The organism is Pseudomonas luteola NBRC 103146 (assembly GCF_002091675.1).
Lineage (GTDB): Bacteria > Pseudomonadota > Gammaproteobacteria > Pseudomonadales > Pseudomonadaceae > Chryseomonas > Chryseomonas luteola.
The window spans coordinates 184,672-210,379 of record NZ_BDAE01000006.1 but is presented as its reverse complement, the minus strand read 5'-3'; the positions used below and the strand labels follow the sequence as shown (position 1 = coordinate 210,379).

General features: G+C 56.7%; 23 protein-coding genes. 13 read left to right on the top strand and 10 right to left on the bottom strand.

The annotated features are described in order from the left end of the window. Together PLU01S_RS10060 and PLU01S_RS10055 are read left to right on the top strand one after the other, a co-directional pair. The coding region (locus PLU01S_RS10060) for a hypothetical protein (protein WP_425326530.1) at positions 1-184 on the top strand (184 nt) is incomplete at its 5' end. Positions 185-344: 160 nt separating this feature from the next. Further along, the gene (locus PLU01S_RS10055; protein WP_074827811.1) at positions 345-653 is read left to right on the top strand and encodes a hypothetical protein; all 309 of its coding nucleotides are present in this window, start codon (positions 345-347) and stop codon (positions 651-653) included. A gap of 3 nt (positions 654-656) precedes the next feature. On the opposite strand, the gene PLU01S_RS10050 is transcribed toward PLU01S_RS10055, so the two are convergent. Then, the gene (locus tag PLU01S_RS10050; RefSeq protein ID WP_010797452.1) at positions 657-896 is read right to left on the bottom strand and encodes a hypothetical protein; all 240 of its coding nucleotides are present in this window, start codon (positions 894-896) and stop codon (positions 657-659) included. A gap of 141 nt (positions 897-1,037) precedes the next feature. On the opposite strand from PLU01S_RS10050, the gene dinB reads away from it, so the two are divergent. Further along, positions 1,038-2,099, top strand: coding sequence for a DNA polymerase IV (gene dinB / locus PLU01S_RS10045; RefSeq protein ID WP_010797453.1), 1,062 nt, complete (start codon positions 1,038-1,040; stop codon positions 2,097-2,099). Here dinB and PLU01S_RS10040 read toward each other — a convergent pair. Both PLU01S_RS10040 and PLU01S_RS10035 read right to left on the bottom strand, forming a co-directional pair. Continuing rightward, entirely contained in the window at positions 2,082-4,337 is a 2,256-nt protein-coding gene (locus tag PLU01S_RS10040) for a putative bifunctional diguanylate cyclase/phosphodiesterase (RefSeq protein WP_074827808.1), read from the bottom strand. The two genes, dinB and PLU01S_RS10040, sit on opposite strands and share 18 nt — an antisense overlap. 176 nt (positions 4,338-4,513) lie before the next feature. Continuing rightward, positions 4,514-7,282 carry an ATP-binding protein gene (locus PLU01S_RS10035; RefSeq protein ID WP_074827806.1) on the bottom strand — a complete coding sequence of 923 codons (2,769 nt, stop codon included), beginning with the start codon at positions 7,280-7,282 and terminating at the stop codon, positions 4,514-4,516. Positions 7,283-7,553: 271 nt separating this feature from the next. Between PLU01S_RS10035 and cysM the strand changes: the two genes are divergently transcribed. From cysM to mazG, 4 genes are all read left to right on the top strand, one after another. Next, the gene (gene cysM, locus PLU01S_RS10030) at positions 7,554-8,453 is read left to right on the top strand and encodes a cysteine synthase CysM (RefSeq protein WP_010797456.1); all 900 of its coding nucleotides are present in this window, start codon (positions 7,554-7,556) and stop codon (positions 8,451-8,453) included. Between the two features lie 26 nt (positions 8,454-8,479). Beyond that, entirely contained in the window at positions 8,480-9,826 is a 1,347-nt protein-coding gene (rlmD, locus tag PLU01S_RS10025) for a 23S rRNA (uracil(1939)-C(5))-methyltransferase RlmD (RefSeq protein ID WP_074827804.1), read from the top strand. 194 nt (positions 9,827-10,020) lie between these two features. Beyond that, a complete protein-coding gene (gene relA / locus PLU01S_RS10020) occupies positions 10,021-12,264 on the top strand; it encodes a GTP diphosphokinase (protein WP_010797458.1) in 2,244 nt (747 codons plus the stop codon). A gap of 86 nt (positions 12,265-12,350) precedes the next feature. Beyond that, on the top strand, positions 12,351-13,184 hold the full coding sequence (gene mazG, locus PLU01S_RS10015) for a nucleoside triphosphate pyrophosphohydrolase (protein ID WP_074827801.1): 834 nt from the start codon (positions 12,351-12,353) through the stop codon (positions 13,182-13,184). A gap of 19 nt (positions 13,185-13,203) precedes the next feature. Here mazG and PLU01S_RS10010 read toward each other — a convergent pair whose 3' ends face one another. Then, entirely contained in the window at positions 13,204-14,127 is a 924-nt protein-coding gene (locus PLU01S_RS10010) for an aspartyl/asparaginyl beta-hydroxylase domain-containing protein (protein WP_074827799.1), read from the bottom strand. A gap of 259 nt (positions 14,128-14,386) precedes the next feature. Here PLU01S_RS10010 and PLU01S_RS10005 point away from each other — a divergent pair, with 259 nt between their 5' ends. Further along, the gene (locus PLU01S_RS10005; protein WP_010797461.1) at positions 14,387-14,926 is read left to right on the top strand and encodes a DUF2058 domain-containing protein; all 540 of its coding nucleotides are present in this window, start codon (positions 14,387-14,389) and stop codon (positions 14,924-14,926) included. 16 nt (positions 14,927-14,942) lie between these two features. Here the strand turns inward: PLU01S_RS10005 and nosR are convergent, their stop codons facing one another. From nosR to PLU01S_RS09990, 3 genes are all read right to left on the bottom strand, one after another. Continuing rightward, positions 14,943-16,286 (bottom strand): response regulator c-di-GMP phosphodiesterase, NosR family, encoded by a 1,344-nt coding sequence (nosR, locus tag PLU01S_RS10000; protein WP_074827797.1) that lies wholly within the window; start codon positions 16,284-16,286, stop codon positions 14,943-14,945. A gap of 118 nt (positions 16,287-16,404) precedes the next feature. After that, positions 16,405-17,049: a YciC family protein gene (locus PLU01S_RS09995; protein WP_074827796.1), complete on the bottom strand. Its 645-nt coding sequence runs from the start codon at positions 17,047-17,049 to the stop codon at positions 16,405-16,407. 35 nt (positions 17,050-17,084) lie between these two features. Then, positions 17,085-17,663: a cysteine hydrolase family protein gene (locus tag PLU01S_RS09990; protein WP_074827794.1), complete on the bottom strand. Its 579-nt coding sequence runs from the start codon at positions 17,661-17,663 to the stop codon at positions 17,085-17,087. A gap of 132 nt (positions 17,664-17,795) precedes the next feature. Between PLU01S_RS09990 and PLU01S_RS09985 the strand changes: the two genes are divergently transcribed. The 3 genes from PLU01S_RS09985 (at position 17,796) to PLU01S_RS09975 (ending at position 20,726) form a co-directional block, all read left to right on the top strand. After that, entirely contained in the window at positions 17,796-19,151 is a 1,356-nt protein-coding gene (locus PLU01S_RS09985) for a Gfo/Idh/MocA family protein (RefSeq protein ID WP_074827791.1), read from the top strand. A 179-nt stretch (positions 19,152-19,330) separates the two neighbouring features. Then, positions 19,331-20,086 carry a DUF2076 domain-containing protein gene (locus PLU01S_RS09980; protein WP_074827787.1) on the top strand — a complete coding sequence of 252 codons (756 nt, stop codon included), beginning with the start codon at positions 19,331-19,333 and terminating at the stop codon, positions 20,084-20,086. A 133-nt stretch (positions 20,087-20,219) separates the two neighbouring features. After that, positions 20,220-20,726, top strand: a complete 507-nt coding sequence (locus PLU01S_RS09975; RefSeq protein ID WP_112297893.1) for a LabA-like NYN domain-containing protein — start codon at positions 20,220-20,222, stop codon at positions 20,724-20,726. 3 nt (positions 20,727-20,729) lie between these two features. Here PLU01S_RS09975 and PLU01S_RS09970 read toward each other — a convergent pair whose 3' ends face one another. Continuing rightward, positions 20,730-21,203: an Lrp/AsnC family transcriptional regulator gene (locus tag PLU01S_RS09970; RefSeq protein WP_074827783.1), complete on the bottom strand. Its 474-nt coding sequence runs from the start codon at positions 21,201-21,203 to the stop codon at positions 20,730-20,732. Between the two features lie 295 nt (positions 21,204-21,498). On the opposite strand from PLU01S_RS09970, the gene yedA reads away from it, so the two are divergent. Then, entirely contained in the window at positions 21,499-22,434 is a 936-nt protein-coding gene (gene yedA / locus PLU01S_RS09965) for a drug/metabolite exporter YedA (protein WP_073450362.1), read from the top strand. Here yedA and PLU01S_RS09960 read toward each other — a convergent pair. Beyond that, complete coding sequence (locus tag PLU01S_RS09960; RefSeq protein WP_074827779.1) at positions 22,418-23,557, bottom strand: glutathione-independent formaldehyde dehydrogenase; 1,140 nt, start codon at positions 23,555-23,557, stop codon at positions 22,418-22,420. The two genes, yedA and PLU01S_RS09960, sit on opposite strands and share 17 nt — an antisense overlap. A 308-nt stretch (positions 23,558-23,865) precedes the next feature. Between PLU01S_RS09960 and rhlE1 the strand changes: the two genes are divergently transcribed. Continuing rightward, complete coding sequence (rhlE1, locus tag PLU01S_RS09955) at positions 23,866-25,182, top strand: RNA helicase RhlE1 (protein WP_074827858.1); 1,317 nt, start codon at positions 23,866-23,868, stop codon at positions 25,180-25,182. A gap of 52 nt (positions 25,183-25,234) precedes the next feature. Here rhlE1 and PLU01S_RS09950 read toward each other — a convergent pair whose 3' ends face one another. Next, positions 25,235-25,705, bottom strand: coding sequence for a PA2171 family ribosome-binding persister protein (locus PLU01S_RS09950; protein ID WP_010797473.1), 471 nt, complete (start codon positions 25,703-25,705; stop codon positions 25,235-25,237). Positions 25,706-25,708 lie beyond the last annotated feature (3 nt).

Genomic DNA, 25,708 nt, shown 5'->3' with positions numbered 1-25,708 from the left:
GTCGGTGGCGGCCGCTACGGAAGAGCAAAGCGCGGTAGTGGAGTCGCTTAATGTCGACATTACCGAGATTAACTCGCTCAACCAGCAGGGCGTGGAAAACCTGAACGCGACCCTGGGCGCTTGCCATGCCCTGGAGCAACAGGCCAATCGCCTCGATCAGCTCGTTTCAAGCTTCAGAATCTAACGATAGGGAGGCGGGCAGGTTTCCTTGCCTGTCTCTGATCGTTATTGCGGCGCCTCGACTATCGGGGCGCTGCTATTTATATGTGCCGATTCAAACCGTTCATGGTCTTAGCTTTCAAGACGCTCTATGCCGCTACCTTTATTTATTCGAGAGGCTGACCATGTACCTGATCCAATTGCTGCTGCCCCTTTATGACAACGATGGCCGCGATCTCCCTAAAGCGCTATTTAGTGAGGTGCGCAATGAGCTTGTTGAAAAGTTTGGCGGGTTGACGGCATTCAGCCAGGCTCCGGCGAAAGGACTATGGCAGGAAGACGAAAGCCATACGGTACGGGATGAATTGATCATTTATGAGGTGATGGCCGACGCGCTGGAGCAGGTGTGGTGGCAGCAGTACCGGGCCTCGCTCGAGACCCGGTTTCGTCAGGAGACGGTGGTAGTCAGGGCCCACACTATCAGCCTATTGTAAGGTTTATTTATCCAGCTTTTTCTCGACCTCATCCAGCTTACGGTTCAACTCACCGACCTGACTGTCCAGCTCCTTATTCGATACCGGGGTGATGACCTTGTCGATGGTATGCGTGCCAGGCTCAGGACTTTCCAGATCGCTTACCGCCTCTTCGGGTAGCTTGCGCTGTGCATGAGCTTCGTCGCGTTTAGCGACCTGATCATGGTCATGGGACTTGTCGAGTTTATCCGTACGATCAGTCATGGCGGCTCCTGGTTATCGTAATGTTCTAGAATTCCGAGTGTCGCGAGGCCGCTAAAGTTTCGGAGAACCGCTGGGTGGGTAAGGGCGTATAGCGCATAATACAGGCGCAGCGGTGTTAGCGAACCTGTCGAGCATGAGGGTATGACGCAGAGAAAAATCATCCATATCGATTGCGACTGTTTTTATGCCGCCGTCGAGATGCGTGACGACCCTCGCCTGGTAGGCCGGCCAATCGCCGTGGGTGGTACTCCCGATCGGCGTGGCGTGGTCGCAACCTGCAATTATGAGGCGCGTGCATACGGGGTGCGTTCAGCAATGGCCTCCCATCAAGCCCAGCGGCTGTGCCCCGACATCATCTTTGTGCGCCCGCGCTTTGATGTCTACAAGGCGGTATCGCGTCAGATCCATACGATATTTCGTGATTTTACCGATTTGATCGAACCGCTTTCCCTGGATGAGGCCTATCTCGACGTTTCGGACAGTCCGCATTTTTCCGGCAGTGCAACCCGAATTGCGCAGGAGATTCGCCGACGTGTGTGGGAAGAACTTCATATCACTGTTTCAGCTGGTGTGGCGCCAAACAAGTTTCTGGCCAAGATTGCGAGCGACTGGCGCAAGCCGAACGGGCTGTTTGTTATTACCCCACCAGAAGTGGCCGCGTTTGTGGCTACTCTGCCTGTTGCCCGGTTGCATGGCGTAGGCAAGGTGACGGCTGAAAAGCTGACTCGCCTGGGGATCGAGCGGTGCGAGCAGTTGCTGGAGTGGGGACGCCTTGCATTAATCAAGGAGTTTGGTCTGTTTGGCGAGCGGCTGTGGAATCTGGCTCAGGGAATTGACGAACGATCAGTCCAGGTGGATAGCCGACGTCAGTCGGTCAGTGTTGAAAACACCTTCGAGCATGACCTGCCTGATCTGGCCGCCTGTACGGCCCAGCTGCCCGCTTTGCTTGAAGAGCTGGCTGGGCGGCTTGGCCGACTGGATACCCATTACCGGCCGGAAAAACCTTTCGTCAAGGTCAAGTTTCACGACTTTACCCAAACCACCCTTGAGCAGGCCGGGGCTGGGCGGGATATCGATAGTTATCGACGGCTTCTGACCCAGGCCTTCATGCGGGGAGGCAAGCCGGTTCGCCTGTTGGGCGTAGGGGTAAGACTGATCGATTTGCGGGAGGGCGCCCGCCAATTGTCACTCTTTGAAGAGTAACCCGGGCGCCAGATACCGCTCGGTCAACGTGGACGCATCGACCGGACGGGAGAACAGGTAACCCTGGTAGAGATCGCATCCCAGGCTATCCAGGAGCGCCAGTTGTTCATTGGTTTTCACCCCTTCGGCAACGACTTTCAGATCCATCAGGCGCGCCAGGGCGATCAAGGTCTTGATCAGCGTTTCCTGGCGCTCGCTGCCAGGAACGTCGGCCAGGAAGGATCGATCAATCTTCAGGCTCGAAATAGGCAAGTGGGTCAGGCGGCTGAGTGACGAATAGCCAGTGCCAAAGTCATCCATGGTGAGTCGATAGCCGCTGGTTTCGAGGGTCTTGAGGTTGGTCAGCGTGGTTTCGTTTTCATGAAGCAGGCTGCTTTCAGTGATTTCGATTTCCAGGTCATGAGGGGTCAGCCCGTATCGTTGCAGGCAGCCGGAAAACTTTTCGGCCAGACCTTCCGTTGCGACTTCCTGAGCGGACAGGTTGACTGCTACCAGTGGCGCGGTACCTAGGTCGCGTTTCCAGCGTGCAATCTGGGCACATGCCATATCACGAACATAGGCGTCCAGCGTATGGATCAGTCCACTTTCCTCGGCTATGGCGACAAACTGATCGGGCGGAACGGGGCAGCCGTTGGGGTCCGTCCAGCGTACCAGCGCTTCCACACTGTGAAGGTTGCCTTGAGCATCGACCCGAGGTTGATAGTGAAGAAAAAGGGCGCGGGTTTCGATGGCCTTTCTCAGCTCCAGCAACAGCTCAGTTCGCTCGAACGTGCGCTGCGCCAGGGTGGAGTCATAGGTGGGTAGCAGCGTATCGCCATGGGGATTCTTGAGCGCATGACTGCTACGCTCGATCAATTGCAGCGCATTGGTCGCATCCTGAGGATAGAACGCGGTTCCAAGATCAGGCGCCACATCAATAACATGTCGGTCGATCTGCAAATGCGGAGGTAGGCTGCTCTTGAGTTCATGTAGCCGATCAAGGCCGATTTCGATGCTGTCCAGCTCGGTGAGAACCACCAGAAACGTGGCGCCCTTGAGGCGAGCTACCAGATTCTTTCGTGGCAAGCGACTCAGGTGGTGCGCAAAGGCTTGCAGGTACTGATCGCCGACGTCCAGGCCATACTTGGTATTGATGTAAGTCAGGTGAGGAAGGCGAATGGTCAGCGCGGCCAGTGGCTTCGAGCCCGCCTGGCCAATCGCCTGCTCCAGTCGCTTGATGGCGCCGCTGCGGTTCAGTACGCCTACCAGCGGGTCCAGAATGCTCAGGCGCTCGGAGTTACGCAGTTCGCTTTGCAAAGCATGCAGATGGGTAATGTCACGCAGTTTTACCAGTACATTCTGATTGGATGTCGGCTGGCTGATACGAAGATTGAGCCAGCGAGGTTTAGTTCTACCCTGGACCTGCCATTCCTGTAGGGAGTCGTCCGGAACCAGTTTGACCGGCTCACCTTGTTCATTGCGTACTAGATTGCCCAAATAAACCTGACTCTCGATTACCCGCGCTGGTAGCCCCAGCAAGGCAGCCGCTTCGTCATTGAGTTTGAGGATCAGTCCATCGCTTCGGCAGAGCAGAAAGGCGCCCAGGTGGGAAAACACCTCATTGTAAAGTTGCTGGCTGTATTGCAGCGCCTGATTGAGCTGACGCTGGCGTCGCTGCGCATTGGCCAAGGTAGTTATGAGACGAGCAATGGCAAGCGGAATACACACGTTGAACAGCATGAACAGAAGCAAATGCAGGTAGTTGCGCGTGTAGCTCAACGACAGGTTGATGCCAAACAGATGAGGTATGGGGGTGTCGCTCAACAAGAGGTAAAGAGGCAGCAGATTGGCGACGCACAGCACTAGATAAACGCGCCAGTTGAAAAAGATCAGCGCCAGCAGCGGTGTGGCATAAATGATGAGGATGCCAGCCTTGGCCTGCTTGTAGTCGACGAAGAACAGGCTACACAAACCGAGTGCGTATAGGACGAAGATCAAGACCGTACCGCTAAGCCGATAGGAGCGTGATCTGAAAGCGAAGAGGCTGAAGAAGGCGCCAAGAAAGACGGCTTCCATTATCAGAACGTAAGGGCGACCAGCCTCTAGTGCCTGATAGGTACAGTGGATGAAAATAAGGGCAACCAGCACGATACTGCTGAGCGCCAGTACACGCAGCGTGCTGGTTTTCCAGATAAAGTCAGGTGTTGGGGTTTGTCTGGATTCATCCAACAATAAAAAACGTCGGAGCCGATGAATCACTATAGATAGCCTGTCTGACAGTTAAGCGGCGGCGAATATCGCATACCGGATTTAAGGTGTCACGATAATGGCGCCACGGAATGAACGCCGTTTATCGAAAAGATAGCTGCCTACTATATAGTGTTTACAAAGGAGTGAAACCTTGAACACTGAGTTGGCCTATTGGCATCACTCCGTTAAATAGGTGTTTTGGACATGGTCGAAAGCTGCACGATAGCGGCATCAAGCTCGTCCAGAATGGGCGATGAAGTAGGGGCGCCTTGTTTGAGCAATGTCTCGCTCTGATAGCACGCGGCTCGTAACTGAGGAACTCCACAGTAGCGGGTTGCGCCATGCAGGCGGTGGATCCGCTCGATTAGGCCGATGCGGTCACCATTCTCTCGGGCCGAGCGGATGGCTTGCCGGTCAGCTGCCAGCGAGGCGAGCAGCATGGACAACAGGTCACTGGCGAGATCGGCCTTGCCTGCGGCCAGCCGCAGCCCTTCGTCTTCATCCAATATGGCCAGATTGGCAATGTCCGCTCCGGAAGAGGACAGCGGGCTCATCTCCTGAGTATCGTTTTGCTGAAGGCGCAGACCAGTCCATTTGAGCACCACCTGGGCGAGCTGCCGATCACTGATGGGCTTGGTTAAGTAATCATCCATGCCTGCCTGAAGCAGGGCCCGCTTCTCGTTGGACATGGCGTGGGCAGTCAATGCCACGATAGGTACCGGCGGATGTTCGCTTTCCACCTCCCAGGCGCGAATCGCTTCAGTGGCCTGTCGGCCATTCATGCCAGGCATCTGTACGTCCATGAAGATAAGGTCGTAGCGCTCCCTCTGCGCCGCCTCGACAGCGGCATAACCACTGTCGACACCCGTGACCTCAGCGCCAAGGTCGGTAAGAAGCGTTTCGACCAGCAGCAGGTTGGCGGGGTTATCGTCAACACAGAGCAGGCGAGGTGCGCGGTCAATTCGGGTATGGGCAGTATTTTCAGGACGAGTCGGCCGCTGATTGAGCAACTCACCGACGGCGCGTTCCAGTTTACGGCTGCAGGCGGGCTTGGCCTGCAATTGGCAATGCACATCTGGTAAGGCTGCATGGAACACGGACTGATCGGTCGTGGGGCAGAAGATCAACGAATTACAGTCCAGCCGCTCCAGCTGCCAGACGCGCTCAGTCAGTAGATCAGGTGGCAGGATGCTGGAGCTTACCCCTAGCACGGCCAGCGTGATGGCGGCCTCGCTTTTCCGCTGCCTGGAAACGGCTTCCGTCAGCTGCTCAAGCGTCTCGAACTCGACCACCTCCAAACCGCAATCTTCTAGCTGATGACGTAGCGATTGGCGTGTCAGCTCGTGTGGTTCCACAAGGCCTACGCGGCGGCCGGCAAAGGCCAGTCGGCGATGGGTTTCCAGCGGATTGCGCGATTTGGGCAAGTTTATGGTGATCCAGAACTCGGATCCTTCCTCGGGCTCGCTCTCCAGTCCAATTTCGCCGCCCATTTGCTCGACGAGACGTTTGGAGATGACCAGACCCAGGCCGGTGCCCCCCGCCTGTCGGGAGAGTGAATTATCTGCTTGGGTAAAGGCCTGGAAAAGCATGTCCCGATCTTGCTCGGAGAGACCAATGCCTGAGTCCTGAACACTGATCCGTAGCTGGGCATGGTCATCGTCTTCATCTTCCACCATGGCGCGGACAGCAATAGTGCCTTCGTGAGTGAACTTGATGGCGTTGCTGACCAGGTTGGTCAACACCTGGCGCAGGCGCTGGGGATCACCTACCAGATGGACCGGAGTGTCACGGTAGATCAGGCTGACCAGTTCCAGCTGCTTTTCATGCGCAGCTGGCGCCAGAATGGTCATGGTGTCCTGAATCATGTCGCGCAGATTGAAGGGAATACTTTCCAGAACCAGCTTGCCGGCTTCGATCTTGGAGAAGTCCAGGATCTCATTGATGATGCCCAGCAGGCTCTCAGCAGAGTTCTGAATAGTGCCGAGATAATCTTGCTGCCGGGGCGTCAGCTCGCTTTTTTGCAGCAGATTGGTAAAGCCGATGATGCCATTGAGGGGCGTTCTGATCTCATGACTCATATTGGCCAGGAATTCGGACTTGATCCGGCTGGCTTCCAGGGCTTCCTTGCGGGCGAGATCCAGCTCGATGTTCTGGATTTCGATGGTTTCCAGGTTTTGCCGCACATCTTCCGTGGCCTGGTCGATGTTGTTCTGCATTTCCTCTTGGGCGTTCTGCATGGCTTCGGCCATACGGTTGATCCCGTCCGCCAAGGTATCCAGCTCGTAACTGCCAAGGTCTTTAGGCAGGCGGGTTTCCAGCTGACCGTCCTTGAGATGACCTACGCCATCGCTGATGATGCGCAGGGGATGATTGATGCTGCGACCGATACGGACGGCCACCACGGCTGTCAGGCAGAGACCGAAGATGATCAAAAGGAGGCTGATCACCAGATTGCGGTAGCCGCGCAGGAGGGTGGCGTGGTGAGACAGCTCGATATCGATCCAGCCCAGCAGGTGCGAGCTGGGCATGTTGACCTCACCGGTAATGAGCTTGAGATGCCGGGCCTGAACGGGTAGATGGAAGTGTGTGACATCCAGGCCGCTGCGCAGGCTGGCGGTCTCGCCATCGTCGTTACGAATGGCGATTGTCATACGAGGGCCGGCATGGGCCAGGATTTTCTGGTCGGCACTGATGAACTCGACAGCCCGTACATCGGCCTGATCAAGTACATCCTGGGCAATGCGCTGGAGCAGGACCCGGTCATCCCGAAGCAGGGCAGGCGCGGCCAGTGGTCCAAGCTGTTCGGCGATCAGTTGGCCGCGCTCTTCCAGCACCGTCCGCATGTCGGATAGCTGAACCCAGCTGAAGTAACCGCCCAGCACCATCGCCATGACACACGTCGGTAGCAGGCTCAGCAGCAGGATGCGGCCCTTGATTCCCAACTCGTTCAGCACTTACCCGTCTCCAGAGCAACAATGGGGAAAGTGTAAAACACTTGTTTCGATTGCCGGGACGATTTTGTGGCGGATGGTCGCTAAACGGTTCTCCGCGGGAGTAAACAGGCCGAAAATGCTGGAGTCGTGGTGTCAACTCACGGCCAGAGGCTGCGGAAAAGACGACCTGATATCGCCTTTATTCATCCCGCGCATCATGGGATTAGGGAACGCCCCTCATTTGCCGGTATCATAGAGGCCTATTCAAAGGCAGCGGAACCGAGCGAATTCCATGAGCGTGCAGTATCCGACCATTGCCGACTGCGTCGGCAATACACCGCTGGTGCGTTTGCAGCGCCTGCCCGGTGAGACATCCAATACCCTGCTGGTCAAGCTGGAAGGCAATAATCCGGCCGGATCGGTAAAGGATCGGCCAGCCCTTTCGATGATCACGCGTGCCGAGTTGCGCGGTGACATCCAGCCGGGCGATACACTGATCGAGGCGACCTCGGGCAATACGGGCATTGCCCTGGCGATGGCTGCAGCCATCAAGGGTTATCGCATGGTTCTGATCATGCCGGATAACTCCAGCGCTGAGCGCAAGGCGGCTATGACGGCTTATGGCGCCGAGTTGATCCTGGTCAGTCGCGAAGAAGGCATGGAGGGTGCGCGTGATCTGGCGACCCGTATGCAGGCCGAGGGCAAGGGCAAGGTGCTGGATCAGTTCGGCAATGGGGACAACCCTTCTGCCCACTACAGCTCGACCGGCCCTGAAATCTGGCAGCAGACCGGCGGTAGCATCACGCACTTCGTCAGTTCCATGGGTACCACCGGTACCATCATGGGCGTGTCGCGCTACCTGAAGGAGCAGAATCCTGAGGTGCAGATCGTCGGACTGCAGCCGAGCGAAGGTGCCGCCATTCCCGGTATCCGCCGGTGGCCGCAGGAGTACCTGCCAAAGATTTTCGATGCCACGCGTGTGGATCGTATTGTCGACATGAGCCAGGAAGAGGCGGAAGACGTGATGCGCCGTCTGGCCCGGGAAGAGGGTATTTTCTGCGGCGTATCGTCGGGTGGTTCCGTAGCGGCTGCGCTGCGTATTTCCAAAGAAGTTGAGAATGCAGTCATCGTGGCGATCATTTGTGATCGTGGTGACCGTTATCTTTCTACTGGTGTTTATGATCCGCGTTAAACGCGGGTTTGATTCAAGAGAACAGTATGCGTGCAAAAGGGCTGCGTTTTCAGCCGAGCGGCGGTAGCCGGGCCTCGTCGGTTCCGGTCGGCAAGAAACAGCGCCTGACCATTGAGAAGATGGCCAATGATGGCCGGGGTATCGCCTATCTCGAAGGTCGGACCTGGTTCGTTTCGGGTGCCTTGTCATCGGAAACGGTTGAGGCACGTGTGTTGTCTGCCAAAAGCCAGGTGGTTGAGGCGCGTGTGGAGCGGGTGCTTGAGCCCAGTGGCGAACGACGCCTGCCTTCGTGCGCCATGGCTGGCCGTTGCGGTGGCTGCACCCTGCAGCACATTCCGCATGAGGCTCAATTGGCACTCAAGCAGCGTACATTGGCCGAGCAACTACAGCGATTTGCTGGCATGACGCCCAATGAATGGGCTGCGCCACTGCATGGCCCAGAGCTGGGCTATCGGCGTCGTGCACGCATCGCGGTGCGCTGGGATGCCAAGGCTCGCCGCCTGGATGTTGGATTTCGGGCGCTTGCCAGCCAGGATATCGTTCCGCTGGAGGCCTGTGGTGTGCTGGTTGAGCCATTGCAGCCTATCGCCAGGGCGCTACCGGCTTTACTTGTCGGGTTGGAGCAGCCGCAAGCCATTGGTCACGTCGAGCTGTTTCAAGGGACGGCCTGCGCCATGCTGGTGCGGGTCACGCGTCCGCTCTCGCCGCGTGACAGCGATCATCTGCGGCATTTCTGCACGGAGCACTCGGTTCAGCTCTGGTGGCAGGCTGAAGGTGAGCCGTATCCCGACGAGCCCGAGGCAGCACTTAGCTACCGACTGGAGCCATGGAACCTGACGATTGCCTACCGTCCGGGTGATTTCGTACAGGTCAATGCATCGGTTAACGAGGCGATGATTGCACAGGCGCTTGACTGGCTTGCGCCGGAGCCGAATGAGCGGGTGCTCGATCTGTTTTGCGGACTTGGCAATTTCGCCCTGCCATTGGCGCAGCATGTGCATGCCGTGGTTGGCGTAGAAGGCGTTTCCGTCATGGCGGAGCGCGCGAGTGAAAATGCCCGGGCCAATGGCCTGGATAACGCGCACTTTTTCCAGGCAGACCTGTCGAAGCCGCTTATCGATGCGCCATGGTTTGGCCAGACCTTTTCATCCGTATTGCTGGACCCGCCACGTGATGGCGCGTTGGCCGTAGTGCAGCAGATGAAGCAATTGGGTGCACAGCGTGTGCTCTATGTGTCCTGTAATCCCGCTACATTGGCACGGGATGCAGGCGAACTGGTTCGTCAGGGGTATGTTCCTGTGCGGGCTGGAATCCTGGACATGTTCCCGCAGACGGCGCATGTCGAGGCGATGGTTTTGTTTGTAGCGAGGTAGGGGCAGGTCTAGCGAAAAGTAATGAATGAGGGTGAGTCCGGTGTGACTGTATTCGGGACTGTAATGGCCTTTTACATTCCGAGCACTCGCAGATCACCTGAATACGTGTTTTTTCGTTTAGCCTGAACCTCGCGTAATCGGCCAGTTGATGGCTGGACTTAAACGGCGCAATAAATAGCGCCGAGGAACGTAAGATGGTACAGGTCAGAGCGCATCAACCCGTCAATAATGATGGCAGCATCAACATCGAGGCATGGCTTGATCACGTCCAGAGCATGGACCCGAACTTCGAGCGTCAGGCCTTGCTGGAAGCATGCGAATTCGCTCGTGCGGCCGAAGCAGAGGCTGCACCCTCCGAACACTTGTGGGCTCCGGGTACCTCCAGTTTTCAGACGGGGCTGGAGATGGCGGAGATCCTGGCAGATCTCAAACTGGATCAGGATTCCCTTGTCGCCGCGCTGATCTACCGCGCCGTACGCGAAGGCAAGGCGAGCCTGGAAGAAGCTGGCAAGCGTTTCGGCCCGGTTGTGGCCAAGCTAATTGAAGGCGTGCTGCGTATGGCGGCGATCAGCGCCAGTCTCAATCCGCGGCAATCAATGGTGCTGGGCACCCAGGCCCAGGTGGATAACCTGCGCCGCATGCTGGTAGCCATGGTGGACGATGTCCGCGTGGCCTTGATCAAGCTTTCCGAGCGTACCTGTGCGATCCGGGCGGTCAAGAACGCCACGGATGAACGCCGCAACCGCGTCGCGCGTGAAGTGTTCGATATTTATGCACCGTTGGCGCATCGCCTCGGAATTGGCCACATCAAATGGGAGCTGGAGGATTTGTCCTTCCGCTACCTGGAGCCGATTCAGTACAAGCAGATCGCCACGTTGCTGCACGAGCGCCGGCTCGATCGCGAGCAGTACATTGCCGATGTCATGCAGCAGCTCAAGCAGGAGTTGGCTGCGACGGGTGTCAAGGCGGATATCAGCGGTCGTGCGAAGCATATCTACTCGATCTGGCGAAAAATGCAGAAAAAAGGTCTGGATTTCAGCCAGATCTACGACGTTCGTGCGGTTCGTGTGCTTGTTCCTGAAATCCGCGACTGTTATACCGCCTTGGGGATCGTCCACACCTTGTGGCGCCATATTCCCAAGGAATTTGACGACTATATTGCCAACCCCAAGGAAAACGGCTACCGCTCGTTGCATACGGCGGTGATCGGCCCTGAAGGCAAGGTGCTTGAGGTGCAGATCCGTACTCATGCCATGCATGAGGAGGCGGAGCTGGGGGTGTGCGCTCATTGGCGTTACAAGGGGACGGATGTCAAATCGGCATCCAGCCATTATGAAGAGAAAATCTCCTGGCTCCGGCAGGTGCTGGAATGGCACGAGGAGCTGGGTGATATCGGTGGCCTGGCCGAGCAGCTGCGGGTAGATATCGAACCTGACCGGGTCTATGTATTTACACCGGATGGGCATGCTATCGATTTGCCCAAGGGCGCTACTCCACTCGATTTCGCCTATCGTGTGCACACTGAAATCGGGCATAACTGTCGGGGCGCCAAGATTAATGGCCGCATCGTGCCACTCAATTACACGCTGCAGACAGGTGAGCAGGTAGAAATCATTACCGGCAAGCAGGGTTCACCCAGTCGTGACTGGCTCAACCCGAACCTGGGCTATGTAATGACCTCGCGTGCCCGGGCCAAGATCGTTCACTGGTTCAAGTTCCAGGCCCGTGATCAGAATGTGGCTGCCGGGAAGGCCATGATCGATCGAGAGTTGCTTCGTCTGGCGCTACCGCCGGTGGACTACAACACGCTCGCCGAAAAGGTCAATTACAAGAATGCAGAGGATATGCAGGCTGCCCTGGGAGCAGGTGACCTGCGTCTTGCCCATGTCATGCATGCGGCTCAGCAGCTGGTCGAGCCAGAGAAGGAGACCGATCCACTTGATCTCCTGCAGCGCAAGCCGTCTCCGCACAAGTCGGGCAAGCGGGGCGATGTACAGATCAATGGTGTGGGCAATCTGCTGACTCAGATTGCCGGCTGCTGCCAACCGGTGCCGGGTGATCCCATTGTCGGCTACATCACGCTGGGCCGTGGCGTCACCATTCACCGTCAGGATTGCCAGAATGCGCTGCAGCTTTCCAGTCGTGAGCCCGAGCGTATCATTCAGGTCAGCTGGGGGCCGGTGCCCGTCCAAACCTATCCGGTGGATATCCTGGTCAAGGCCTACGACCGCCCGGGGCTGCTGCGTGACGTCTCGCAAGTGCTGCTCAACGAACGCATCAACGTATTGGCAGTCAACACGCGTTCCAACAAGGAAGAGAACACGGCCAACATGTTGCTTACCATCGAGATTCCAGGGCTGGATGCGTTGGGGAGGCTCCTGGGACGTGTCTCCCAGCTACCTAACATCATAGAAGCCCGTCGTAATCGTGCCACCTGAGCCCCGCCGGAGCCGTGTATGACCATGAAAGGGTGAGCGTAAGCTCGCCCTTTTTATTGACCGTATTTCGATTGTAAGGACGACCTATGTATAGCCTCGACGATCTGCTTCATCTCATGGCCCGACTGCGTGATCCGCAGCATGGGTGTCCTTGGGATCTCAAACAGACCTACGCCAGCATCATCCCGCACACGCTCGAGGAGGCTTACGAGGTGGCCGATGCCATCGAGCAGGGCGACTATGCGCAGCTGCGTGATGAGTTGGGGGATCTGCTGTTTCAGATCGTCTACTACAGTCAGCTAGCCAAGGAAGAACACCGGTTCCTGTTTGCAGACGTCGTAGACAGCATTACCCGCAAGCTCGTGCGGCGCCACCCGCATATATTCCCCGACGGCGATCTCTATGGCCCTCTGGATCAGCCCCGTCTGAGTGAAGAAGCCATCAAGCAGCGCTGGGAGGAAATCAAGGCGCAAGAGCGTGCCGAAAAGGCCGAGGCGCCAGAGCAGCTCTCTCTGCTGGATGACGTTCCTGCTGTGCTGCCAGCGCTGTCTCGTGCGGCCAAGCTACAGAAGCGTGCAGCTGGAGTAGGTTTTGACTGGCCGGCCGCAGAACCCATCATCGACAAGCTGCACGAAGAGCTGAACGAAGTTATCGAGGCCATGGCCGAGCAGGATCATGAGCACATTACCGAGGAGGTTGGCGATCTGCTCTTTGTAGTGACCAACCTGGCCCGCCATCTCAAGGTCGATCCGGAAAATGCCTTGCGCGGTGCCAACAGCAAGTTCGAGCGGCGCTTCCGCTTTATCGAGCAGGCGTTGCGCGAGCAGGGTAAGCGTCCGGAAGCATGTGAGCTGGAAGAGCTGGATGCGTTATGGGATGCTGCCAAGGCGAAGGAACGAGCGGCCAAAGCGCCCCGTTAAGCGCTTTGGCACAGATGGATCAGCCGAATATCCACTTCAACAGCAGGACAAAGACCAGGATGGCCAGTACAGGCTTGAGCACCTTGTATGCCTTGGGGTGGCGACGCTTGAAGCTGCGAACCATGCCACCAAAGGCATCACCGAAGCGCTTGCTGAAGGCATAGGCCTGGTTGATACCGCCTACACGTTCTCCATCAACGTTCTGAGGCGCAGTGGCGCTGCCCAGGAAATGGCTGACGCGACGGTTGATGGCAGTCAGCAGACGCGAGCGGAGCGGACGTTCGATATCGCAGAACAGGATGACCCGCGTCTGCTCCGTTTCGTTCTTGACCCAGTGCACGAAGGTCTCGTCGAACATGACGTCCTCACCATCCCGCCAGGCGTAAGGCTCGCCATCTACGTAGATCCGGCAGGCATCCGAATTGGGAGTCGAAAGTCCCAGATGGTAGCGCAGGGAGCCGGCGAAGGGATCACGGTGCGGGTTCAGATGGCTGCCGCCGGGCAGCAGCGCAAACATGGCACCTTTTACATTAGGGATGCGACTGACCAGTTCGACGGTCTTGGGGCAGAGCGTCTGGGCTGAAGGCAGCGGCTCGCCATACCAGGTCAGGTAAAAACGCTTCCAACCCTTCTTGAAGAAAGAGCCAAAGCCCGCATCGTTGTTTTTCTCGGCGGCGCGAATATAGCCTTCGTCGAACAGGTGCATGGCCTCTTCACGAATGACCTCCCAGTTGTCCTTGAGCACATCCAGTTCCGGGAAACGCTCACGATCAAGGTAAGGCTTGGAGGGTACGCTAGAGAACAGATACATCAGGGAATTGTAGGGCGCGAAGACCGCAGAATGATTGACCAGCTGACGCAGGAATGGCAGGCGTGAGCGGCCGCGCAGATGTACGAACAGTACGCTGGCAACGAATAGGGCAAGAATAATAAAGGTAATCATGGGGCTCGGCTTTTCAGGTTGAGCTGGTTAGCAGGCTAAGCATTTCAGTGGCGTAGTGTGCCAATATTAACGCGCTGACTGTATGGTGGTGATTATTTCACTCTATACCCATGCTTGCACTGCGCAAAATCAATGCACAGGATGGTTGGCGAACATTGACGATTCCGATTGTCGGCTGGCCTAGGGGCCGACCGTCCGGGTACTATGCGTCTTTTAACGTAACATGCCCGCCCGACGGGCTTTAGAACGAGTTGCACCCATGAGTATGTCTTTGCGCGACCAGCTCCTGAAGGCGGGTTTGGTCAACGAGAAACAAGCCAAGCAGGCTACCAAGCAAAAGCAGAAGCAAACCCGTATGGAGCACCGCGGGCAGGCTGAGAAGGATGAGTCCCAGAGACTGGCTGCCCAACAGGCCCAGGCTGAAAAGCTTGCCCGGGATCAGGAGCTTAATCGTCAACAGGAAGAAAAGAAGCGGCGCAAGGCTGAGCAGGCTCAGATCAAGCAGTTGATCGAAGGGAGTCGCCTGCCAAAGCTTGAAAGCGACGATTACTATAATTTCGTTGATGAGAAGAAGGTCAAGCGCGTCCCGGTCAATGCCTTGATGCGTGAGAAGTTGAGCAAGGGTAGCCTGGGGATCGTGCGACACGAAGGCCGTTATGATGTAGTACCCCGCGCAACGGCTGAGCGCATCCAGGAGCGTGACCCGCGTCGGGTCGTGTTGCTCAATGTGCAGAATGAAGCGCCAGATGCGGACGATCCATACGCGGCGTATCAGATTCCTGACGATCTGATGTGGTAAGCCAGGATCCGGCCGCTTATGCGGCCGAGTCTCTTTGGGCAGGAAGCCTGGCAAGCACTGTGTAATGTCCGCCTTCGATTTCTTCGAATGCGATCAATTTATCAATCAGAGGCAAGGTCAGCACCTTACCTTCATTCAATAACAGCATGCCGTTATCAGCATGAAGGTTGCTTGCCAGGATCATGCCGGCCCTGAGCTGGTGTGTGCTCAGCGCATGGATATTAGGATCACCAATTCGTACGTGGGGCAGACAGTGTATGCAGGTCTTGATGAAGGGTTCTACGAGTTCAGGATCGTACAGTTTGCCTGCGTATTTACGTATGAATAGCAACGCCTCATCGTGACTCAGGCGTCTATCCATGACCAAGCCCAGCTGTAGCTCGACGAAGTCGATGGCAAGCTTGAGTAACCGAGCGCCTAACGGAATTGCCTCACCCTTGAGGTGATCTGGAAAACCGTTACCGTCCCAGCGCTCCTGATGATGACGAATCAGGTGAGCGCTATCCTGCAAAGGCTCAAGCGCCATCAATAGGGATTCGCTCTTGGCTGGATAATGACGGTAGGTTTCTCGCTCGTTGGGATGCAGGTGTTCGTAGGGCGTGGTAATCAGCGCATCGCTCCACGGCAGTTTTCCAATGTTGTATAGCGCAGCCGCCATTGACAAGACACGCATGGTGCTCTCATCGAACGTATATTGCTCGCAGTAGGCACGTATCAAGGCGATAACTTGCGCATTCGCTTGCTTGTCCTTGGGCAGTCGCTGGTTGATAAGTAGGGAAAAGACTTCCGTACTGGTGACATAACTGCGATGCAGCTCGGCGAAAGAGAGATCGAGCATGTCTGCCGTTTGCTGAAGCTCGGCAGTACGTGCCTCGACCCGTCTTTCCAGGGTCTCGTTAAGTTGGCGAAGCTGAGCGTTCTGGTCTCGAGTAAGCGCTTCGAGCCGATGCCGCTCATGTCGTGCCTGCTGATAGGCAAGTGCTTTCTGCACATTCAGCCGTAATTCCTCAGGGTGCCATGGCTTGCTGAAATAGTGATAGATCTCGCCTGCATTTATGGCATCGATCAATGTGGCAAGGTCTGGCTGGCTGGTCAGTAGAATACGCAAACAGCCGGGGTTGCGCGCTTGTACGGCAGCCATAAAGGAGGCGCCATCCACACCTGCGATAAGCGCGTCGGAAATAACCAAATCAATAGGGTGTTGATCCAGTAGTGCTAGCGCTTCTGGCCCATTATGGACGGCATAAACCGTACAACTCAGGCTGGCTAGTAAAGCTTCAAGGTGAGAGAGGGTGCTGGGGTCTTCATCAACGAGCAGCACGGTAGGCGATGATACAGGGACAGTCAGGAGCTCGCTCATCGCGACATACTCCGCAAGGCTGATCAGGCGTATTTATTGTTATGGCGGGATCCAGCCCCGCCTGTATGGGAGGACCCGCCTTAAGGGTAGCGGCCGCCTGGCTTGAGACTTGATGGCTTCAAGACGAACGGTCAGCCATCATGAACAGGCGAAATATGGCGATCGAAGAGATGAGCTGGAGCAGACCAGACAGGCTCTGCAAAATGATTTGCAGGGCTGGCGTATCGCCAAATTGACTACTGATCCAGGCATCCAGCAGCCAGGCGGGTAGAAGCGTGATTAGGATTAGCGGCAGCAGGGTCAGGAAATGTCCGCGCGTCTTCTGGAAGCTCGTGCCCATGGCCTCCAGCGGGGCCATGCCACGTAGGACCAGCATGGGCTCGGCAAAGGCAAACTTCACCATGACCAGAAAGCCCGGCACGATCATCAGCGAAAAGCCAAGTACGACTAGCGAGGCAACCAGACCCGCCATGATGGCGAAGCGGGGCCATAGACGAAGGGCATGACCCCACAGCTCGGTAATTGGGGGCATATGGCCATGGCTACGGGCATTCAAGAACAGGATGAGTGAACCGGTGTAGATCGGATAGAACATCACACCGACCAGCAGCTCCCAAAGGCCTCCTTCAGTGCCGAAGTGCTGAACCACCTGCCAGCGTGCCACGCTTTCTATGATCAGCCAGGGCAGGCAAAGGATCAGCAGCGAAACCAAGTGGCGGGAGAAGAAATACAGTGCATCGCGCAGGATATTGAAAGGCGTCATGACTCGCTTGTCCGATAAGAACGGAACGGCTTTTATCAGCCGTTTTCTGACAGGGTAAAACCGAGGCCTGACAGCAGCCGGGCTGTCGTCATGACGTCGGCATATTCTTGTTGCAGGTTGGACATGGCCATGGCGTGAACCTCTTCGGCGCTTCGGGGAGTGCCATAAAAGTCCGTCTTGGCAAAGGTGTAGCAGGCATCCTCCACTACACGCGTGGCAAACCCCAGGTTGCTGGCCGTCCGGGCAGTTGCTTCCACCGAATTCTCGCTGGCTACGCCGGTAATCACAACCTGCTTGATGCCGCGGGTATATAGCCAGCGCTCAAGGCCGCTATGGATAAAGGCATCGGTGACGTTCTTCTCAAAGACCATTTCCTGGGGCAACGGGCACAGGCGCGGCTGAAACGCTGCGCCTGGCTGGCCTGGAGCGAAAACAGATTGCGGATCACGTGAGATATGACGCACATGAACGATCGGCCAGTGTTGTTCACGCCAGACCGTGAGCAGGGCCGCGATTCGCTGCTCAGCTTCGGGGTGGTTACGTGGTCCCAGCGCGGGTGACTGGATACCTTGTTGCTGGTCAATGATCAGTAGGGCGGCGGGCTCTGTGGTCATGAAAGCGCTCTAAGGTGGGGAGCTGGAAACTGTACACGCCCTTGGTCGGTTGTCCATGTCTTGTAACAAACGCGAGGAACTTGCGCGTTTCGCAGGCCTTCTGAACACAAAGCCTACTTTCAGGAGAGCCTTATGAGCAATGCGTCAGATGGTCTGGGCGGACGTCGTAAATTTCTCATATATGCCGGACAGGGTGCGGTAGCAGCCGGTGTGCTTGGTCTGGCCAGCAACAGTGCCTGGGTCCAGAATACGGCTGGCGCTGCCCAGGCGGTGCCTACGGGCGGGGCGGGCCAGCCAGCAGAGCAGTTGCCCAAGCCCATTACACTGCCGCATATGCAGGAAGGCAAAAGCGACAAGACGGACATGCCGGTTCAACTGGGACGTGACCAGCGTGTCGGGGTTGCAGTTGTGGGCCTGGGAAGGCTGTCGCTTGAGGAGATCCTGCCAGCCTTTGCGTCCTCCAAGCGATGCAAGGTGACCGCGCTGGTCAGCGGAGATCGCGAAAAGGCAATGCGTGTCGCCCAGATGTACAACGTGCCCGAAAGCGGTCTCTACAACTACCAGAGCTTTGATCAGATCCGTGATAACCCGGACGTGCATGTCGTCTATATCGTATTGCCCAACAGCATGCACCATGAGTTCACGCTGCGAGCCGCCAGGGCGGGCAAGCATGTCCTGTGCGAGAAGCCCATGGCCAATTCCGTAAAGGAATGCCAGGAAATGATCGAGGCCTGCGCTCAGGCCAATCGGTTATTGATGGTGGCTTATCGCATTCAGTATGAGCCGCGTAACCGCCAGGTAATGGAGTGGCTGCGCAACGGAACCGGGCTTGGCACTGTGAAGCTGCTGGAGATGGCGAACTGTCAGAATCAGTCCAAGGAAAATGTGGACCAATGGCGGCACAAGAAAGCCTTGGCCGGTGGTGGGGCCTTGCCGGATATAGGCCTGTATTGCCTGAACACCGCGCGCTTTCTGTTGGGCGAAGAGCCGGTCGAGGTGTTCGCCACGCAGTACAGCACGCCGGATGACCCGCGCTTCAAGGAAGTCGAGGAGGCCATGCTCTGGCAGATGCGATTCCCCAGTGGTGTACACGTGCAGTGCATGACCAGCTACTCCACATTCAATTCCAAACGCTATCGGGTCGTAGGGGACAAGGGATGGGTAGAAATGGACCCTGCGTTTTCCTATCGGAACCTTCAGCTCAAGCGCAGTCAGGAGTCGCAGAACACGACGGAGTTCGTCGCGCCGGTGGTGGAACAGATCAATGCCCCCGACAAGAACCAGTTCGCTATCGAAATGGACCATTTCGCCGAATGCGTCGTAACCGGTAAGAAGCCTTACACCCCCGGTGAGGAGGGTCTACAGGATCAGCGCATCATGGAAGCCTTGTATGAATCGGCGCGAACCGGTCGGCCTGTAAAGCTGGATGAGGTCAAGCAGAAAGATGCCTTCCGCGGCACGCCGCCTAGCAAGGAGGCGTCGAGCTGAATCGATTCTGAATGGCTGCGGAGACAGGATTGAAATATCCGGGGCTGACCGGCATTTATAGAGGGCCGGTCCGCTGGTAGAAACCGATCTGCCAGCGGACCATGAGTCGATATTCACGAACACCTGTGCAGGTCTACGGCGCCTGGGTTTTCGTTTCTTGGCCGTCTTCGGGAGGTCACATGCAATCTGAAGAGAAACAACTGATCGAAGGCCTGTTCACGCGCCTCAAGGATGCGGAGGCTCAAACCGCCAGCCGCGATGTTCAGGCTGAAGCCTATATCCAGGAACGTCTGCAACAACAGCCCGCCGCACCGTATTACATGGCTCAGGTCATTCTGATCCAGGAAGCAGCGCTCAAGCGTTTGGATCAGCGGGTACGTGATCTGGAGGCGCAGATCACACAGATGCAGCAGAACAAGCCCAGCAGCAGTGGCTTTCTGTCCAACCTGTTTGGTGGCGGCTCCCAGCAGGAGCAGTCGCGATCGCAGAGTCAGGCACAAGCTCAGGCACCTCGTGGTGGCTGGACCGACCCGGGCCCGCGCCAGGCGCCTTCCTATGGCCAGGCGCCTGGGTATGGTCAGCCTAATCCAGGATATGGCTACAATGCCGCACCGGCTGCGCCCTCCAGAGCGGGCAGCTTTTTAGGGGGAGCAATGCAGACTGCTGTGGGGGTGGCCGGCGGTGTATTGCTGGCGGAAACTATTTCCAGCATGTTTCACGATTCCCAGCCGCAGGAAATCGTCAACATCATCAATGAAGAACCTGCGGCAGACTTGGCCAGCGATACTGGGGGCCAGGACAGTGGTTTGACGCCGGCCAGCGACGCTGGCGGCTATGATGATGGCTACGGTGACGGCGGCTTCCAGCAAGCCGACTACGGAAGCGACGACAGTGGCTTTTTCGACGATGGCGGGGATGACGATCAGTTCATCTAATCGACCGTTCGAAAGCAAAGGCAGCCCAATTGGCTGCCTTTGTCGTTTCAAGTGACCTATTCTGTAAAAACGGCTTCAGGCCGGTGGTAGAGGAGCGTATCGGGGCGGAGTGACCCGGATAGAAATGATCTTGATGTACGCGACGTTAGTCGATGGGAGTGTTGTGAAGAAGATTGCTGTGTTCGTCGATGTTCAGAATATCTATTACACGGTTCGCCATACGCATGGCTGCCACTTCAATTACGCGAACTTCCTAAAGGAAATCTCGCAACGGGGCGAACTGGTGTTTGCGTCAGCCTATGCCATCGAGCGAGGAGACAGCCGGCAACAACAGTTCCAGCAGATCCTGCGTAATCTGGGTTTTACGGTAAAGCTCAAACCCTATATTCAGCGCAGTGACGGTTCCGCCAAAGGCGATTGGGACGTAGGTATCACAATCGATGTGCTCGATGCTGCGCCCAAGGTCGATGAAATCGTCCTGGCTTCAGGAGACGGTGACTTTGACCTCCTGCTGGAGAAGGTCCGTGAGTGTTACGGCGTTCATACCCGTGTCTATGGGGCTCCTGGTCTCACGGCGCATGCCTTGATCCGGGCAGCGGACGAATACGTCGTCATCGAGGACGGTTTGCTGTTGCGCTGAACATCAGGCGCGGCGGATGGATCGAGCGTCCTCGACTGCCGGATACAGTTTGGCTGGAGTCTGTCTTTCGAAAGGCGTCGATAGAATGATCGACGTCTTGCTCATGCCGTAGCGCATCAGCCGATCGATGAGCGCCTCCAGTTCGGCCATGTCTGCCACGGCTGCCCGCAGCACGATACAGGACTCACCCGTTACGCGATGGCAGGCGATAAGCTGCGGAATCGCGGCCAGCTCATCGAACAGTTTGTCGCTGCTGGTTTTGGTCAGTGTTACTGAAATCAGACATTCGATTGGTTGGCCAAGGGCTTTGAGGTTGACCGACGCGTGATAGCCGGTAATGACACCGCTGGCTTCCAGTTTCGCGACACGTTCTGCTACCGCAGGAGCCGACAGATTAACTCGCCGCGCCAGGTCGGCAAACGAGGCTCTGCCATTTTCCAGTAAGGCATTGATGATCTGTCGGTCATAGTGATCCATACGTCCTCCTGTGACGGTTTGGAAACCTCGCCTGTTTTATCAAAAGACCTTTGAAACGAAGGCGGGGGCGCAGAAAAAACAAGCTTATCGCATTAACGCGCTCGCTTGCTCTTTCTAAACTAATGATCTGGTTCGTAAGCCGCTGATTGACTCTGACCGTATTCAGGATTGCACGCTGCGCCTGGCCGAGAGGGCCGCTTCCTATAGCAAGGAGCCTGCTGCTTGAATACGTTTTCCGGTTCTTGATCACCTGTACGACTCAGCTACCAGGATTTCAATCATAAGAGTTGCCACCATGCCTGCCCGGGATAGCCGTTCGCTGTTGCTTTTGTTGTGTGCTTTTTTCGCGCTCTACGTTATTTGGGGCTCGACCTATCTGGTCATTCGCATCGGTGTTGAGTCGTGGCCGCCCTTGTTGATGGCCGGTTTACGTTTTCTGATTGCTGGCAGCCTGTTGTTTGTCTGGCAACTTTCCCGAGGAGCTCCCATGCCGACACGGCGTGAGTGGGTAGGTGGCGGCTTGGTCGGGTTTCTGCTGCTCAGTTGCGGAAATGGCGGTGTGACCCTGGCCGAACACTCGGGGGTTGCCTCTGGAGTGGCCGCGCTGGCCGTGGCTACGGTACCGCTCTTCACCTTGTGCTTCGGCCTGTTCTGGGGACAGCACAATACCCGGCTCGAATGGGCTGGGATTGGCTTGGGATTCATTGGCATTCTGCTGCTGAACCTGGGCGAGAACATGCAGACGACCCCCCTGGGGGCGGTGATTACCCTATTTGCAGCTGCCAGCTGGGCTTTCGGTTCAGTGTGGAGCCGTCATCTGCCACTGCCGGCAGGGCCGATGGCCAGTGCCGTCGAGATGATTGTGGGCGGAGGCATTCTATTCATTGGCAGCCGTCTCAGCGGTGAGCCGTTGACCACACCGTCGACCATGGACGGCTGGTTGGCGTTGGGGTATCTCATCGTGTTTGGCTCGATCATCGCGTTCAGCTCTTACATGTATCTGCTAAAACATGTACGACCGGCCGCAGCGACCAGTTACGCCTATGTCAATCCGGTCGTGGCGGTGCTACTGGGGATTGTGTTTGCTGGGGAAAGGATAGGTCAGGCGGAATGGATGGCCATGATAGTAATCGTGGCGGCCGTGATACTGGTCGGGCTTCCACAGTGGCGGGCGAGAGGCAAGGCTCGCAAAGCGAACCTTGCCGAGGCGGAAGTCAAGCCGCAGGCTTGAGCACCACTTTGGTCCAGCCATCGTCCCGGGCATCGAAATGCTTATAGGCGTCCGGGGCCTGGTCCAGCTTGAGGCTATGGGAGATGATCTTCGAGGGAGTGGCGCGTCCAGCATGAATCAGGGCGCTTAGGCGACGGTTGTAGGCCTTTACGTTGGCCTGACCTGTCCGAATCTGCTGACCCTTGAACCAGAACTGACCGAAGTCAAAGGCCATTTTGCCTTCCTTTGCCAGTTCATTCTGTGCGCCTGGGTCCTGCGGTATGAAAACACCCACTACGCCGATGCCTCCAGTTGCCTTGGTCGAGGCAACCAGATTATTCATGGTGAGGTGATTGGCTTCATGACCATGGCGGTCGCAGCATTGATAGCCCACACACTCGCAGCCGCGGTCCGTACCTCGGCCATTGGTTTTGTTGAGAATCTGTTCGACCGCCTCGCCTTCTGCGCCGTTGATGGCAATTGCCCCCAGACGCTCGGCCAATGCGAGCCGGTCAGGGTGCGTGTCGACCACGAAGACCTGCGAAGCCCCTTTGATCATGGCCGAGTGAGCAGCCATCAGCCCTACAGGACCGGCCCCGTAGATGGCGACTGATTCACCCGGTAAAAGGCCCGCCAGTTCGGTTGCATGCCAGCCGGTGGGAAAGATGTCGGAGAGCATGACGTAATCGTCCTCTTTCTCCTGGGCATCTTCGGGCAGTACCAGGCAGTTGAAGTCGGCGTAGGGAACGCGCAGCAGCTCAGCCTGGCCGCCTTCATAAGGGCCCATTTCCGCAAAGCCATATGCCGCACCCGCACTACCGGGGTTGGCGGTCAGACAGAATCCGGTCAGGCCTTTTTCGCAGTTCTCGCAAAAGCCGCAGCCGATGTTGAAGGGCAGGCATACATAATCACCGACCTTGACGCGATCAACACCCGAGCCGATTTCGACTACCTGACCCAGATTTTCGTGGCCCAGGATGCGGCCTTGTTCAAAACTGGTACGGCCTTCATACATGTGAAGGTCAGAGCCGCAGATGTTGGTAGTAGTGATACGCACCAGAGCATCTGTAGGTTTTTCGATCTTGGCGTCGGTGACATTCTTGATGCTGACATCACGAGGGCCGTTATAAACGACAGCTTTCATGGAGTCTCCTTGCTGGATTGTTCGATATCTGGCTGTGCCAGTCGAATTCATCAGATCCTTGATCGGTAAGGCCATACATGAGGGTTACCGCCTGAGACGTCCAGGGCATCCTTTAAGAGTTGGTCTGCACGAATAGCTGAGCGTTCAAGAAAAGATCCATTAAAGCGGCGTAACCCTCAAAACGGGGTGCAAAAGCGTTCATTCGGCAGGGCAGGGGTCGGCGTTTGTCTACCGCTCCGATGGCCGCGCTCGACGCTACGTTGCTTGGCGCCTACAATTTCGTCCTTTTCTTCATTGCGGTTAGCGTCATGACTTTTGCCGAACTCGGCCTGATCGAGCCTTTGTTGCGTGTGCTCGACGCGCTGGAACACACCACTCCGACTCCGATCCAGGCTCAGGCCATTCCTGCGGTACTTAAAGGCCGCGATCTGCTTGCCGCGGCCCAGACGGGTACAGGCAAGACAGCTGGCTTTGCTTTGCCGACACTGCAGCGCCTCGTTCAGGAGGGCCCGGCAGTAACGGCGAACCGAGTCCGTGCATTGATTCTTGTGCCAACCCGCGAACTCGCTGAGCAGGTTCACACCAGCGTGCGTGATTACGCACAGCATTTGCCGCTGCGTACGGCGGTGGTGTATGGCGGCGTCAGCATCAATCCGCAGATGATGAAGTTGCGTAAAGGGATGGATGTGCTGGTCGCCACGCCAGGTCGTTTGCTGGATTTGTTCAACCAGAACGCTGTGCGCTTTGATCAGGTACAGACGCTGATCCTCGACGAAGCGGATCGAATGCTGGATCTGGGCTTTTCCCGCGAGCTGGGCGAGATTTTTGTCATGGTGCCCCAGCGTCGGCAGACACTTCTTTTTTCCGCCACGTTCTCTGAAGCCATTCGTGATCTGGCCAAGCCACTGCTGCGCGATCCGTTGACTATCGATATCAGTCCGCGCAACACGACCACCAAGAGCGTCAAGCAGTGGCTGATTCCCGTGGACAAAAAGCGTAAGGCGGAACTGTTCTGTCACCTCTATGCGCAAAAGCGCTGGGGGCAAGTACTGGTATTTGCCAAGACCCGTAAGGGTGTCGACCAACTGGTGGAAACGCTGACGCAGGAAGGTATCCGTGCCGAGTCGATTCATGGCGACAAGCCTCAACCGGCTCGTCTGCGTGCGCTGGCTCGGTTCAAGGCGGGTGAAGCGGATGTTCTGGTGGCGACTGACGTGGCCGCACGAGGTCTGGATATTCAGGACTTGCCGCTCGTGGTCAATCTGGATCTACCCATAGTGGCGGAAGATTATGTCCACCGCATTGGACGTACAGGGCGTGCCGGTGCGACCGGGGCGGCCGTTTCTCTGGTAGCTGCCGATGAAGTCGACCACTTGGCAGCCATTGAGACGCTGATTGGACAAACAATTGCGCGACGGGACGAGCCGGATTTCATCCCTGATCACAAGGTGCCGCAAACCGGTCCTGGTGGCGTTGTGATGAAAAAGCCGAAGAAGCCGAAGAAACCCAAGGTAGGCTCAGTAAGCGACGCTAAAAGCGGGAAGCCTCTGGGGCGCTGGATCGAGAACGACAAGCCGTCGGTAAAGCCGGTTCGCAAGATGCCTGGGTTCGGCAAGAAGAAGTAGATGATCGTGCAGTCTCTGTAACACCGTCCGGCGTTACAGAGACTGTCAGGGCTCAAGCCGCTTTGCGTGCGTTGAGCTCTTGCTTGAGCGACTTTTTGCGCTCCTGCATTTGTGTGCCTAGCTCGTCCAGTTGGGACGCTAGCAATTCCTGAGCATCCTTGAACATCTCTTCTTCTTCCTCTTCAATGTGATGCTCAAGCAGTTCCTTGACCACTTTCACACGGCCAGAAAACTCCAGGCTATCAGGCGCTGTAGCCTTGATGTGCGGCAACACCAGCGAGTCGACTGCCCGATGCTCTTCAATCGCTTCGTAATACATCTTTGCTTCTTCTTTCTTGCCCGCCGCCTTGAACGCCGGATAGAAAATCTCTTCCTCGATATGCGTATGGAGTGTCAGCTCGTGTTCAAGCTTTTGCACCAGATCCTGACGCTTTTTAACAGCGCGCTCGGAGGTGCTGCTCAGCTGCTCAAGAATATCGAGAATGGTTTTATGATCATTTTTCAGGAGGTCGATAGCATTCATGGT